This is a genomic window from Bradyrhizobium sp. STM 3561 (assembly GCF_045571455.1).
GTDB classification, from domain to species: domain Bacteria; phylum Pseudomonadota; class Alphaproteobacteria; order Rhizobiales; family Xanthobacteraceae; genus Bradyrhizobium; species Bradyrhizobium vignae.
The window spans coordinates 2,511,885-2,523,842 of sequence record NZ_CP120695.1 but is presented as its reverse complement, the minus strand read 5'-3'; the positions used below and the strand labels follow the sequence as shown (position 1 = coordinate 2,523,842).

General features: G+C 64.2%; 16 protein-coding genes. 5 read left to right on the top strand and 11 right to left on the bottom strand.

Annotated features, from left to right (window positions below; translation table 11 throughout):
- Positions 1–108: 108 nt before the first annotated feature.
- From P6U28_RS11630 to P6U28_RS11600, 7 genes are all read right to left on the bottom strand, one after another.
- Positions 109–651 carry a 2'-5' RNA ligase family protein gene (locus tag P6U28_RS11630; RefSeq protein WP_129142898.1) on the bottom strand — a complete coding sequence of 181 codons (543 nt, stop codon included), beginning with the start codon at positions 649–651 and terminating at the stop codon, positions 109–111.
- A gap of 20 nt (positions 652–671) precedes the next feature.
- Complete coding sequence (locus tag P6U28_RS11625) at positions 672–1,376, bottom strand: GrlR family regulatory protein (RefSeq protein WP_407122273.1); 705 nt, start codon at positions 1,374–1,376, stop codon at positions 672–674.
- A 254-nt stretch (positions 1,377–1,630) separates the two neighbouring features.
- Positions 1,631–1,780, bottom strand: a complete 150-nt coding sequence (locus tag P6U28_RS11620) for a hypothetical protein (RefSeq protein ID WP_007609497.1) — start codon at positions 1,778–1,780, stop codon at positions 1,631–1,633.
- 102 nt (positions 1,781–1,882) lie between these two features.
- Entirely contained in the window at positions 1,883–2,704 is an 822-nt protein-coding gene (locus P6U28_RS11615; protein ID WP_407123056.1) for a tetratricopeptide repeat protein, read from the bottom strand.
- 32 nt (positions 2,705–2,736) lie between these two features.
- Complete coding sequence (locus P6U28_RS11610) at positions 2,737–3,420, bottom strand: substrate-binding domain-containing protein (protein ID WP_407122271.1); 684 nt, start codon at positions 3,418–3,420, stop codon at positions 2,737–2,739.
- Positions 3,421–3,438: 18 nt separating this feature from the next.
- Positions 3,439–4,140 carry a GrlR family regulatory protein gene (locus tag P6U28_RS11605; RefSeq protein ID WP_209296594.1) on the bottom strand — a complete coding sequence of 234 codons (702 nt, stop codon included), beginning with the start codon at positions 4,138–4,140 and terminating at the stop codon, positions 3,439–3,441.
- 192 nt (positions 4,141–4,332) lie between these two features.
- On the bottom strand, positions 4,333–5,367 hold the full coding sequence (locus tag P6U28_RS11600) for a glutamine synthetase beta-grasp domain-containing protein (RefSeq protein ID WP_122403509.1): 1,035 nt from the start codon (positions 5,365–5,367) through the stop codon (positions 4,333–4,335).
- A gap of 534 nt (positions 5,368–5,901) precedes the next feature.
- Between P6U28_RS11600 and P6U28_RS11595 the strand changes: the two genes are divergently transcribed.
- Complete coding sequence (locus P6U28_RS11595) at positions 5,902–6,105, top strand: DUF2735 domain-containing protein (protein ID WP_122403510.1); 204 nt, start codon at positions 5,902–5,904, stop codon at positions 6,103–6,105.
- Between the two features lie 113 nt (positions 6,106–6,218).
- On the opposite strand, the gene P6U28_RS11590 is transcribed toward P6U28_RS11595, so the two are convergent.
- Positions 6,219–6,530, bottom strand: coding sequence for an MliC family protein (locus P6U28_RS11590; RefSeq protein WP_129142945.1), 312 nt, complete (start codon positions 6,528–6,530; stop codon positions 6,219–6,221).
- A 71-nt stretch (positions 6,531–6,601) separates the two neighbouring features.
- Between P6U28_RS11590 and P6U28_RS11585 the strand changes: the two genes are divergently transcribed.
- The 4 genes from P6U28_RS11585 to P6U28_RS11570 all read left to right on the top strand — a co-directional run bounded on the left by P6U28_RS11585 (position 6,602) and on the right by P6U28_RS11570 (position 9,230).
- Positions 6,602–7,345, top strand: a complete 744-nt coding sequence (locus P6U28_RS11585) for a tyrosine-protein phosphatase (protein ID WP_122403512.1) — start codon at positions 6,602–6,604, stop codon at positions 7,343–7,345.
- Between the two features lie 23 nt (positions 7,346–7,368).
- Entirely contained in the window at positions 7,369–8,049 is a 681-nt protein-coding gene (locus P6U28_RS11580; protein ID WP_407122269.1) for an SDR family oxidoreductase, read from the top strand.
- A gap of 93 nt (positions 8,050–8,142) precedes the next feature.
- The gene (locus P6U28_RS11575) at positions 8,143–8,829 is read left to right on the top strand and encodes a DUF2161 domain-containing phosphodiesterase (protein WP_407122268.1); all 687 of its coding nucleotides are present in this window, start codon (positions 8,143–8,145) and stop codon (positions 8,827–8,829) included.
- A gap of 95 nt (positions 8,830–8,924) precedes the next feature.
- The gene (locus tag P6U28_RS11570; protein WP_122403514.1) at positions 8,925–9,230 is read left to right on the top strand and encodes a hypothetical protein; all 306 of its coding nucleotides are present in this window, start codon (positions 8,925–8,927) and stop codon (positions 9,228–9,230) included.
- 78 nt (positions 9,231–9,308) lie between these two features.
- Here P6U28_RS11570 and P6U28_RS11565 read toward each other — a convergent pair whose 3' ends face one another.
- From P6U28_RS11565 to kynU, 3 genes are all read right to left on the bottom strand, one after another.
- Positions 9,309–9,914, bottom strand: coding sequence for a GNAT family N-acetyltransferase (locus P6U28_RS11565; RefSeq protein WP_407122266.1), 606 nt, complete (start codon positions 9,912–9,914; stop codon positions 9,309–9,311).
- 152 nt (positions 9,915–10,066) lie between these two features.
- Positions 10,067–10,465 (bottom strand): PaaI family thioesterase, encoded by a 399-nt coding sequence (locus P6U28_RS11560; protein ID WP_122403516.1) that lies wholly within the window; start codon positions 10,463–10,465, stop codon positions 10,067–10,069.
- Positions 10,466–10,751: 286 nt separating this feature from the next.
- Positions 10,752–11,954, bottom strand: a complete 1,203-nt coding sequence (kynU, locus tag P6U28_RS11555) for a kynureninase (protein WP_407123055.1) — start codon at positions 11,952–11,954, stop codon at positions 10,752–10,754.
- Positions 11,955–11,958: the final 4 nt, after the last annotated feature.

The window sequence follows — 11,958 nt, the reverse complement described above, 5'->3', positions numbered from 1 at the left end:
GGAAGCCCGGCGGGGTACGGATTTCACCCGGCCGATCCTGCTCCGTGATGCTGCAAAGCGGATGCCACGCACAAAAGGTGCGTGAAGCCTTAGTCGCAGCATCTGACCTCATGGAGTGCGGAGCGGCAGCCGCCGTTCTGCCACCACCCACACAGGCGGAAAAACAACGCAATCGACCACGTCGAACAGCACGGTAATGCTCTCGTTGAACGACTGCGCGAAAGCGATCGCGTCATTGCGCTTTCCATCAGCGATTTGTGTGCCGAGCGTGCAATGAGGTCTCCAGTTTCCGGGTCGATAGTGGAGCCGGCAAAAGGTTGGATCGATTGCAGCGCTGATCGAAGAGTGCCATCGAGCCAGGGCTTCATCGACTTTCGGCTCCGCCCAGAGCACGAGCGGCGGACCTGCAAACCAACATATTCGCCCGAACTCGATTGATAGCTGCCCTTCGCCTGCTGTCGCGCGGAGCATGGCCTCCCACGCGGTGTTCGCAGTAATCTCGGGCGTATCATAGATGGCGAATGTAAAATGTGGCCGATAGTTGAGTGCCCTCATCGAAGGCTGGCTCTCAAACGTTGCGACTTCGTCCCACAATGCCTCGATCCGCTCTGCGGAGGAATCATCGGATCGAATGTTAATGGCCAAAGCCATACGCTGGTCGCTCCATGAGCCTACGCCCTTCGCATCAGCTTGAGCGAGGCCGCCAGCCGCAGGCTGCGCTTGCCGGCGAGCGCGATGCCTTCGAGCTCGCCGCTGTCTTCCGTGCAGGTCCCGGAGAAGCCGATGCCCACCTCGAGGCCGCCGAACACGGGGTTTTCCCCTTTCGCCGGCGTGTGCTCCTGGTTCAGCATCTCGCCCTTCCAGCGGCCGTCTGCCGAGGAATAGGCGCCGAGATAGTAGAAGAACGCATCGCCTCCGAGGATGCGCCCGTCGATCAGCAGCATCACGCCGGACAGCCCGGCATCGATGCCGTCGAGCGCGTTCAGCCTCATCCCATAGAGCCCGTTGGCGATGCCGCCCGGCCCCACCTTACCGCTCGGAGGCAACCCCTCGTCATCGAGCCGCGTGAGATTCGCCCAGAACTTGGCGCCCGGCATGGTATCCGCACCGCCCTCGAGACGGATCTGGTTGCCGTGGAGCCGGCCGCGCGCCCCGATCGAGGCGACGTCGGCGCCCATCAGCGGCTTGTAGCTGGGGTCCAGGTTATGCCGCTCAGTGATGACCTCGGCGATGATCTCGCCATCGCGCTCCACGTAGCTGCCAAGATGCGCAAAGCCCGAATTGCCGCCAAGCATCTTGCCGTCATGCAGGCACATGATGCTGCGGCCGAACGCATCGTTGACGCCGTATTCAACTTTGTAGAGCCCGTCCAGCAACGTCCTGAACCCGCAAAATCGGAAAACAATGGCGGGCTACCTAGCATCGTCGCCGCACTGAAGCCACCGGCTTTTCCGCGCAGGCCCGCTCTCGGGACGCTCGCCGCCATGATGTCAACATACTCCTGTTTTGCCCGACGGGTCAAAAACGATTTCGCAAAATCAGCAGACGTGAGATTTCAATGACTTGGCTACTGTGCATGGGGTTGTTTTTCGACTTTTATGTCCAGCTCGCCGGAAAAGGCCTTCAGGCGTCAGTGACGCTTGAAATACTGCACCTCGCGCTCGTGCTTCTCGGCGGCCGCACGGCTCTTGAAAGTGCCGAGGTTACGGCGCTTGCCGGTCTTCGGATTCACCTTGCGTGAATAGAGGCGGTATTCGCCCGATGCCAGTTTGCGGATCATGATCGCGCTCCGTTTTCGTCTGGATGTCAACGGCGTACGCGCGGGCCAGGTTCCGTCAAATCGTGGCTCTGTTCGCAAAGCGCCGCGCAATCGCGGCGGCGCTCAGAAGCACAACGTGGTGACGAGCCTGCCCTGCTTGTCCTTGATCGCGTAGGGGCAGCGAATGCGCTCCAGCGCCTTCTTGGCGTCCTCGTCGCCGAGCGCGGCGGCGCGCTCGTAATAGGCTTTTGCGGCGTCCTTGTCCTTCGGACCACCGCGGCCGCCTTCCGCGAAGGCCCCCATCCGCTCCAGCGCGCCGGGATGATTTTGTGCCGCTGCCTTTTCGAACAGCGCACGGGCCGCAACGTCGTCCTTGGCACCGCCCGCGCCTTCGGACAGCATCAGGCCGAGCTGGTACTGCGCTTCCGCGTTGGTCTCGGCAGCCTTGCCGAGCAGCGCGCGGGCCTGCGCGGGATCGGCCGGCGCCACGCCACCTGCGCCGCCGAGCGCGGCGAGATTGCTGACGCCGCGGGGGTTGCCGGCCTGCGCCGCCTTCTCGAACAGCTTTCGCGCTTGCGCTTCGTCCTTCGCAACGCCGGAGCCGGTGCCATAGGCGACGCCGAGCTCGACCATGGCCGCGCTCGATCCCTTATCGGCGGCCTTGCGCCAGGCGGCGATCGCCTCCGCCGTCTGCCGGTTGGCTGCATGAGCGCGGCCGAGCGCGAACATCGCGCGCCGCGAGGATGGCGCGGCCTGCTTGCAGAACTTGATCGCGGTCGCGATGTCGGAGGGAGCGATCTCCGTGACGCCTTTCACGTCCGCCGGCTTGTCGGGGTCGCTGGGATCGGCGGCGACCCGGTCGCACAGGACGAGATCGGCCGATTGCGCCTGCGCGGTCAGGGGCGCGGCGAGCGCGAAGAGCATGGCAAGGAGGTAAGTCCGCATGGTCGTCACGTTGCGTCTTCGCCTCGGCGAATTCAAGGCTCAAGTCCCGACTGGCGCAGGACGGGGGCGACCTCTGGCGATGTCAGATGGCGCAGCAGCCGATCCGCGGCGTCGGCATGTTTCGCGTTCGCCATGCGGCCGGCCGAGAACACGGCGGGCGTCTGCAGCGCGCGCGGAATCGGACCGACCACCTCGATGCCTCCGACCTGCTTCAGCTCGCTGATCTGCTGCACGGCGAGCTCCGCCTCGCCGGTCACGAGCCGCTCCGCCGTAAAACCCTGCTCGACGATGGTCGCCTTGGCATTGACCTCGGCGGCGATGCCCATCCGAACGATCAGCTGGGCGAAGTACACGCCGCTCGCACCGAGCCGCGAATAGGCGACTGAGCGCGCGGCGAGCAACGTCTGACGCAGCGCGGCTTCGTTGGCGATGTCGGGATGCGCCTGCCCTGCCCGCACGGCGATGCCGACGAAGGAGCGCCCCAGATCGGCCGCGCTCGCGGCAACCACGCGCCCCTCGCCGATCATCTCGTCGAGCCCTTCGCGGGTGAGGATGACGAGATCGGCGGCTTCACCGTCGCGCAAGCGCTTGAGCAGCGCCAGGGTCGGCGCGAAGTCGGCATCGACATGGATGCCGCTGTTGGCCTCGAAGGTGGAGGACAGGCTGTGCATCGCGCCCATCAGGCCGAGCGTCGAGAGCATGCGAACATTGTCCATGAGCAGTTCCTGGCGTGATCAGGCGCGATGCAGCAGCTTGAGCGCGGCGGTCAGGCGCAGGCTGCGTCTGCCGACCAGCGCCGTTGCTTCCAGCACCGCCTGTTCGCTGTCATAGCTGCCGGAGAAGCCGATGCCGACCTCGTGGCCGCCGAAGATCGGATCGTCCTTGGCCGGCGTATGCTCCTGGTTGAGAATCTGGCCCTTCCAGCGGCCCTTCGCGGCGGTGTAGCTGCCGAGATAGTAGAACGATGCATCGCCGCCGAGGATGCGCCCCTGGTTGAGCAGCATCACGCCCGTGAGTCCGCCGTCGATGCCGTCGAGCATCCGCAGACGGATCGAATAGAGACCGTCGGCGATGCCTGCTTCGCCAACGCCGTCGCCGATCGGCACCTCCTCGTCGGTGATCGGCGTCATCACCGACTGAAAGGGCACGCCGGGCAGCTCCTTGAGCTCGCCCTTGAAGCGATAGAGATCGCCGTCAGCCCAGCCCTTCGCGATCAATGTCGCATCGTCGGTGCCAGCCATGGCGCGGTAGTTCGGATCGGGGTTGTGACGGACGGTCTTGATCACGACGTCGACCCCGCTGTCGGTCTTGTCGTAGGTGCCGATATGGGCGAAGGCCGAATTGCCGCCGAGCATCTTGCCATCGCCGGCATGCATCACGCCCCGGCCGACGGCATCGCCGAGTTGAAATCTCACCTTGTAGAAGCCTTCAAACACCAGGCGTATCCCCGGCCCTGCGCGCATCCAGGGCCACTCTATCCTGCTTTCGGCGGCAATGGACAAGTTTCGCAGAGCCGAGGTCGGCACGGACGGCGGCCCTCATCCAAATGCAAAAAATCCGCCGGAGCCTTCGCTCCGGCGGATTGAACGCCAACCCGGGCCAGCCCCCCGGCCCGGGCCGGGAGGATCTTAGGCCGCGGCCTTCTTGTCGGTCGGCACGGACGCGATCGTCTTCAGGATCTGCGAGGCGATCTGGTAGGGGTCGCCCTGCGAGTTCGGACGGCGGTCTTCCAGATAGCCCTTGTAGCCGTTGTTGACGAAGGAGTGCGGAACGCGGATCGAAGCGCCGCGGTCGGCCACGCCGTAGCTGAACTTGTTCCACGGCGCGGTCTCGTGCTTGCCGGTCAGACGCTTATCGTTGTCCGGGCCGTAGACGGCGATGTGATCCATCAGGTTCTTCTCGAAGGCAGCCATCAGCGCCTCGAAATATTCCTTGCCGCCGACTTCGCGCATATAGGCGGTCGAGAAGTTGGCGTGCATGCCCGAGCCGTTCCAGTCGGTGTCGCCGAGCGGCTTGCAGTGGAATTCGATGTCGATGCCGTACTTCTCGGTGAGGCGCAGCATCAGGTAGCGGGCCATCCACATCTGGTCGGCAGCGGTCTTGGAGCCCTTGCCGAAGATCTGGAATTCCCACTGGCCCTTGGCGACTTCCGCGTTGATGCCTTCATGGTTGATGCCGGCAGCGAGGCAGAGGTCGAGATGCTCCTCGACGATCTTGCGGGCGACGTCGCCGACGTTCTTGTAGCCGACGCCGGTGTAGTACGGGCCCTGCGGCGCCGGATAGCCGGCCTCGGGGAAGCCGAGCGGGCGGCCGTCCTTGTAGAAGAAGTATTCCTGCTCGAAGCCGAACCAGGCGCCGGCGTCGTCGAGAATGGTGGCGCGCTTGTTGGACGGATGCGGGGTCTTGCCGTCGGGCATCATGACTTCGCACATCACCAGCACGCCGTTGGTGCGCGCACCGTCCGGGAACACCGCGACCGGCTTCAGCACGCAATCGGAGCTGTGGCCTTCGGCCTGCTGGGTGGAGGAGCCATCGAACCCCCAGAGCGGAAGTTGCTCGAGCGTCGGGAACGACGCGAATTCCTTGATTTGAGTTTTGCCGCGCAAATTCGGAGTCGGCGTATATCCGTCGAGCCAGATGTACTCGAGCTTGTACTTGGTCATTGAGCCTCTCTGTTGATGATGCGAAAGGTGGGGTTGAGAGCCCCGCACGTTTGTACCCGGCCATCATCGGCCGGCCCTTCCCAAGCATTTTGCGTGCCAAAAGGCCGCAGCGCGGAGGGTTTTCCACGGCCGCGGGCCTCGCCTCGCGGCCGGCCGGCCGTCCACAGCGGCATGCGTCATAGCGGCGCACCATTGCGTGAAGGTGCACTGCAAAAACCCTGCGGAAAACGCCTGATTCTGGAGCAGGCTGACGCTAGCCGAATGCTGCCGATCAAACGCGCATCAACGTCCGGCAATTTTCGCAAAGCCATTGGCCCGTCCCTAGCAACCTTTGGAATGGCCCGGGCGTTAGCCACTCACGCGGTGCCTTGGGGGGTGCAGGTAGGTGCGTGCCTACAAATTAGGCGGAAACTGATTTCCTTTTTAGCACTTCCCAATCCGGGAAGCGCGGCCGATATGGGATTCCAGTAACCACAATCGAACGAGTCGGGCGCACCATGGAGGCCAAGGCGCTTCGACCAAGGAGAAATCGCAATGATGAACAATGGTCTGAGTCACGGATCTGCGAAGATCTACCAATTCCCCGTCGGCGGCCGTGCGGCTCTCGGCGGACGCCGCTACGACGAGACCCGCCTTTCCACCGATCACGGCCCGCTGCCCTCGAACGTCTCGATCTGCAGCGACAGCTGGTATCACCAGGATGCGGTCGACGAAGCCAAGCCGAAATGGGATCGCTGATGCCTGTAACCGGTTTGAAACCGCAGCGCTCTCTCAACCGCCCGGCGGCAGTTCGAAAAGGGCCGAAACAACGTTGTTTCGGCCCTTTTTGATTCTTTCGCGAGCCACGCCGTTCAGATCACCGCGCAGGCCGTGACCGGCCGCTTCAGATGCTTGATCGTGGTGGCGCCGGCCTTCCCGATGATCAGCGTGATCCCCGCCCCCGAATAGCGCGCGCCAGAGACTGCCAGCCGCTTGGCGAGCGTGACAGGCTCGCCATCGATCTGAAGAAAGGCGCGCTTGTCGCCATCATAAAAACCAACGATGAACTGAGTACCATCGGCGCAGCGGTAGGTCCGGAATGTCTGCGCATCAGCCTGCCGCGCGTCGATGCTTCCGACCGCCAGCATGGTGATCGCCAAAACAATGGCCTTGTGCCGGTCCATGATCGCCCCCTGTAATAGACCCCAAGGACGCCAACCGTGCATCCAGTGGAACCATAACCCAAGCCGATCCCATGTCAGACTCCCCTGCCCGCCATCTCGCCCTGCAAGGCGCCAGCAATTTTCGCGATCTCGGCGGTTATCCGACGACTGACGGCCGCACCACGCGCTGGCGCCACATCTTCCGCTCCAATCATCTCGGGCAGCTCACCGCTGCCGATGTCGAGATCGTCCGCGCGCTGGGCGTCCGCAGCGCATTCGATTTCCGTGGGCTGGAGGAGCGCGCGGCCGGCATCTGCGTCGTGAACGAGATCACGGTGCATTCGCTGCCGATCGAACCGACCGTCGTGGCCGCGCTACGCGCTGAACTCGCCCGGGGCACGTTGACCGCACCGGTCGCGCTCGAGCTCATGCGCGAGTCCTATCGCAACTATGTCCGCCACAATACGCACAGTTTTCGTGCGCTGTTCGGCCATCTGCTGGAAGACCGCGCGCCGCTCGTGATCCACTGCACTGCGGGCAAGGACCGCACCGGCTTTGCCAGCGCGCTGATCCTGCATGCGCTGGGCGTGCGCGACGATGTCATTGCCGAGGACTACCTCTTGACCAACCGGCACTACAAGCGTGACGCGTCAAACGCCTCTGATCTTCCGGCCGATGTTCTCGACGCGATCGGCAGCGTCGAGGCCTCGTACCTGGCGGCCGCTTTCGAGGCGATCGATAGCGAATATGGCGACCTCGAAACTTATCTGCGCGACGGGCTGAAGCTCGGCACGGCCGAGCGAACCGCATTGAAGGCGCGCTATCTGCAATCATAGGCTACGGCGCCGGGAGAACGATGATGCAAGACAAGGTCCTGATCGTGACCGGCGCATTCGGCGCGCTTGGCAGGGTGGTTGCGGAGACGGCACAGGCGCGCGGCGCGCGCGTTGCCGGCGTCGATCACGCGCTTTCGCAGAGTCCCGCGAAGCCTGAAAGCATCGCGATAGGCGGCGTCGATCTGTCCGACCCGGCGCAGGCGAAGACGGCGATAGATGCGGCGGCGAAGCATTTCGGCCGGCTCGACGCGCTGATCAACATCGCCGGCGGCTTCGCCTTCGAGACCGTCGGCGACGGCGACATCGCGACGTGGCAGCGCATGCATGCGTTGAATGTCTTGACCGCGCTCAACACCTCGCGCGCGGCGCTGCCGCACCTCCTCTCGTCCAAGGCTGGCCGCATCATCAATATCGGCGCGATGGGCGCGCTCCAGGCCGGCAGCGGCATGGGCCCCTATGCCGCGTCGAAAGCCGGCGTTCATCGCCTCACCGAAGCGCTCGCCCACGAATGGAAAGGTAAGATCACGGTCAACGCCGTGCTGCCTTCGATCATCGACACCAAGGCCAACCGCGCCGACATGCCAAAGGCGGACTTTTCCAAATGGGTGACACCGCAGGAGCTCGCAGAGGTGATCCTGTTCCTCGCCAGCGATGCCGCCAGCGGCATCACCGGCGCGCTGATCCCGGTCGGCGGCCGGGTGTAGCGCTTTTAGGCCGAAACGTCGGGGCGCCTCGGATTCAATCGGAGCCGAGAAGGCTCTAGACTGCACGCAACTGATTCTTCGATCGGACCACCCGTGGAAACCGCGCTCTATCTCCCCGTCAAACGCTTCCTCGAAGAGCTCGGCTTCACGGTCAAGGGCGAGGTCGGTGGCTGCGATCTCGTCGGCCTCAGTGCCGACGATCCGCCCATCGTGGTGATCGGCGAGCTCAAGCTCGCCTTCAATCTCGAGCTGATCCTGCAGGCGGTCGATCGCGCACCGGCCGGCGACGAGGTCTGGATCGCGGCGAAGATGTCAGCGCGCGGCAAGGGACGCGAGAGCGACGCACGCTATCGCAATCTCTGCCGCCGCCTCGGCTTCGGCATGCTCGGGGTGACCGACCGCGGCCAGGTCGAGGTGCTGGTGAAGCCCCCAACCGCGACGCCGCGCCGCGAGCCGAAAGTGCGCTCGCGACTCGTCGCCGAGCATCAGCGCCGGCAGGGTGACCCGGTGCCCGGCGGCAGCACCCGCGCACCAATCATGACGGCCTATCGGCAGCAGGCGCTGGCCTGCGCATCAGAGCTCGCGACAGGTCCGCGGCCCGTACGCGAGCTGCGCGTCCGTTGTCCCGATGCCGGCAAGATTTTGCTTAACAATGTGTATGGCTGGTTTGAACGCGCTGAGCGGGGACTCTACCGGCTCACCGAAGCTGGACACGCTGCCCTGAAACGCTGGCCCCAGCAGCGGGTGGAGGTCGGCGCAAGTGCTGCGTCACCGCCATGACACCCGACCGGTGCATAGCTGAGCTGCCACACCAATTACATATTGCAATGCAACATTCGCGGCACTAGGTATCCCGGCATCAAAACGAGGCCGTTATGAGCGCAGACTGGAATACCAAATATGGCACGCGGCGCGTGCGCCACGATCCGCCCACCCTGGACGAGGCGATCTTCGCCGCTGTCGGCATCACCGACGACCAGGCGCAGCAGGCGGAGATCGCCGCCGCCTTGATGGGGATGCCGCTCGACATCGTGCAGGCCGAGGTGAAGAAGCAAGCCCGCGCCAACAGCCGCCTCACGGCCACGCGGGTGATCGCCGGTGAACAGGGCGCGCAGCGCTCGGTCGTGGTCGAGCGTCGCGTGGTCCGCCGTTTCGGCATTGACAAGCGCACCGGCACGTAAGCCTTCATCTTTCGACCCGGAAATACGAAAGCGGACCGGTTTTACCGGTCCGCTTTTTGATTCCCGTCCGTGATTGGGCTACGCGGCACGATTGCCGTACATGCTTGAGATCAGCTTCCAGCAAGTGCTGTTGAAGCTGAGAAGAGCGCGCCCGGCCATGAAGGGCGAAGCCGCGAGATCAGCGAGCTCGGCCTCAGGCGTCTTGGCGAGGTCGATCGTACCGGTCGATTCGCCGTGCCGGAAAGCCAGATGTGCCCCGAACTTCCGGGCGAGCGCCCGCATCGCGTGATTTTCGGCGCCCGTCGTGATGCGCAACTGCTTGTAGCCTTTCCAGCGCGCCTCCGCGATCAGCCGGCGGAACAGCACGGTGCCGACGCCTTGGCGGCGCGTGGAGGCTTCGACGCTGAAGGCGACTTCGGGCAGCGAATCGTCTTCCGGCGGATGCAGTTCGGCCGCGCCGCGCACCACGGCATCGACGATATAGGCAACGATCACGGTGCCGTCCTCGGCGCAGCGGGCGGCGTAACGCTCGATGAAGCTGTCGTCGAGAAAGCCGTTGAAACGGTCGTGCCGGCTGCCGGCATCGAGTCTGAGCAGGTGATCGCGCAGAAGCGGCAATTCTTCCTGCTGGATCAGGGTTCGCACATAGCCCGGGGCGGTGCGGACGGTCTCTTCAAGTACCACGTCAAAACTCCTCTTGGTGTCCCTCGAGGAGGCGTTCGAATCCCTAGGTCCCCTATATTGTGCATCGCACCATGATTTTCAAGACGGAAACCTGCCCAACTTCGAGGCAGCGAAAGCGACCAATTCGTGAATAAAATCAAAGTCTCGTGGTCCTACAGCACCAGCTGCGTCTGGGTCACCACGGCGACCAGCTTGCCGTCCTCCGTCTCCAGCCGGGTGGTCCAGATCTGGGTCCGCCGGCCACGATGGACCGGGGTGGTCGTGGCAATGATTGTGGTTCCCTCCTTGGCCCCACCGATGAAATTGGTCTTGCTCTCCAGCGTGGTGGTGCCTTTGGCGTCCTCGGGGAGATTGATCACGGTCGCTGCCGCGCCGACGGAATCGGCCAGCGCCATCACCGCCCCGCCATGGATGGTGTGATGAAGTGTGCAGAGATCGGGCCGGACCGTCATCCGCGCCACCACGCGGTCCTTCTCGGCCTCTATGAACTCGACGCCCTTGAGCTCGGCGAACGGCATCTTCATCGCTTTGAGTTTCTCGAGCGGCGTCATCGGATCTCCTCCCAATTGCTTGTTGTCTCAGCGTGAATTGCTTCGCACCGTAAAGCAATGACGTCCGAGGTAATGGTACTCGTGATATCGGCACTCAGCGCCAATACCCTCGTGTTCCCGAACGCGCTGCAACGCCGGAGCGCGTCGAAGACGCGCGTAAACGCGCTAATGGCGTTGCTGCGCAGAGCCGGGACCATCTCGCGACGGATTTCGGTTCCGCGTGGGCCCCGGCTCTGCAGCGCACCGCTAAGAAGCGCTGCGCTGCGTCCGGGGCACGAGATTTTCCTCACGTCACCGCGTTCATGACCTGATATTCCGGCCGGCGCCACACCCCGCCCGCGATCACCTCCTCGATGATCTCCGCCGCCCGCACGATCTCGCTTTCGCCAATGTACAGCGGCGTGATCCCAAACCTCATGATGTCGGGCGCGCGGAAATCGCCGATGACGCCGCGGGCAATCAGCGCCTGCATGGCGGCGTAGCCGTCATCGAAGGCGAAGGAGACCTGGGAGCCACGCTGCCCATGCGCGCGCGGCGTCGCCAGCTTCAAGGACGGGCAACGTCGCTCGATCTCGCCGATCAGGAGGTCACCGAGCGCCAGCGAGCGCGCGCGAACCTCCTCGATGTCGACCCTGTCCCAGATGTCGAGGGAGGCCTCCAGCGCCGCCATCGCCAACACCGGCGGGGTGCCGACGCGCATGCGCTCGACGCCGCCGGCCGCCGCATAGGCGAGATCGAACGCAAACGGTTTTGCGTGGCCCATCCAGCCGGACAGAGCGGCACGCGCGCTGTCGGCATGGCGCGGCGCGACATAGAGGAAGGCGGGCGCGCCGGGACCGGCGTTGAGATATTTGTAGGTGCAGCCGGCGGCGAAATCGGCGCCGCAGCCGGAAAGATCAACTGGCAGGGCGCCGGCGGAATGGGCGAGATCCCAGACCGTGACGATGCCGAGCGCATGCGCTTTCGCGGTCAACTTCCACATGTCGTGGCGGCGGCCGGTGCGGTAATCCACCTCGGTAATGTAGAGCACCGCGATCTCTTCCGACAGCGCGGCCTCGATCTCCTCCGGCGCCACCAAGCGCAATTGATGGCCGCGCCCGAGCGTCGTGATCAGGCCCTCGGCCATGTAGAGGTCGGTCGGGAAGTTGCCGGTGTCCGACAGGACGATCTTGCGGGACGGGGTCATGTCGAGCGCGGCGGCGAGTGCCTGATAGACCTTCAGGGACAGCGTGTCTCCGACCATCACCGAGCCGGCTGCAGCACCGATCAACCGTGCGATACGATCGCCGACGTGGCGTGGCTGGACATACCAGCCTGCGGTGTTCCAGGCGCGGATCAGCTCGTTGCCCCACTCTTCGGTGATCACGCGATTGACCCGCTCGGCAACGCCCAGCGGCAGCGCACCAAGCGAATTGCCGTCGAGATAGATCATTCCGTCCGGCAAATGGAACAGTGCCTTGGTGTCGTCATAGACGCAAAGCCTGGTCATGGAC

Coding starts and splice junctions, on each gene's coding strand:
- P6U28_RS11630 (WP_129142898.1), bottom strand. CDS start 651: ATGGCTTTGGCCATTAACATTCGATCCGATGATTCCTCCGCAGAGCGG.
- P6U28_RS11620 (WP_007609497.1), bottom strand. CDS start 1,780: ATGATCCGCAAACTGGCATCGGGCGAATACCGCCTCTATTCACGCAAG.
- P6U28_RS11615 (WP_407123056.1), bottom strand. CDS start 2,704: ATGCGGACTTACCTCCTTGCCATGCTCTTCGCGCTCGCCGCGCCCCTG.
- P6U28_RS11610 (WP_407122271.1), bottom strand. CDS start 3,420: ATGGACAATGTTCGCATGCTCTCGACGCTCGGCCTGATGGGCGCGATG.
- P6U28_RS11600 (WP_122403509.1), bottom strand. CDS start 5,367: ATGACCAAGTACAAGCTCGAGTACATCTGGCTCGACGGATATACGCCG.
- P6U28_RS11595 (WP_122403510.1), top strand. CDS start 5,902: ATGATGAACAATGGTCTGAGTCACGGATCTGCGAAGATCTACCAATTC.
- P6U28_RS11590 (WP_129142945.1), bottom strand. CDS start 6,530: ATGGACCGGCACAAGGCCATTGTTTTGGCGATCACCATGCTGGCGGTC.
- P6U28_RS11585 (WP_122403512.1), top strand. CDS start 6,602: ATGTCAGACTCCCCTGCCCGCCATCTCGCCCTGCAAGGCGCCAGCAAT.
- P6U28_RS11580 (WP_407122269.1), top strand. CDS start 7,369: ATGCAAGACAAGGTCCTGATCGTGACCGGCGCATTCGGCGCGCTTGGC.
- P6U28_RS11570 (WP_122403514.1), top strand. CDS start 8,925: ATGAGCGCAGACTGGAATACCAAATATGGCACGCGGCGCGTGCGCCAC.
- P6U28_RS11560 (WP_122403516.1), bottom strand. CDS start 10,465: ATGACGCCGCTCGAGAAACTCAAAGCGATGAAGATGCCGTTCGCCGAG.
- kynU (WP_407123055.1), bottom strand. CDS start 11,954: ATGACCAGGCTTTGCGTCTATGACGACACCAAGGCACTGTTCCATTTG.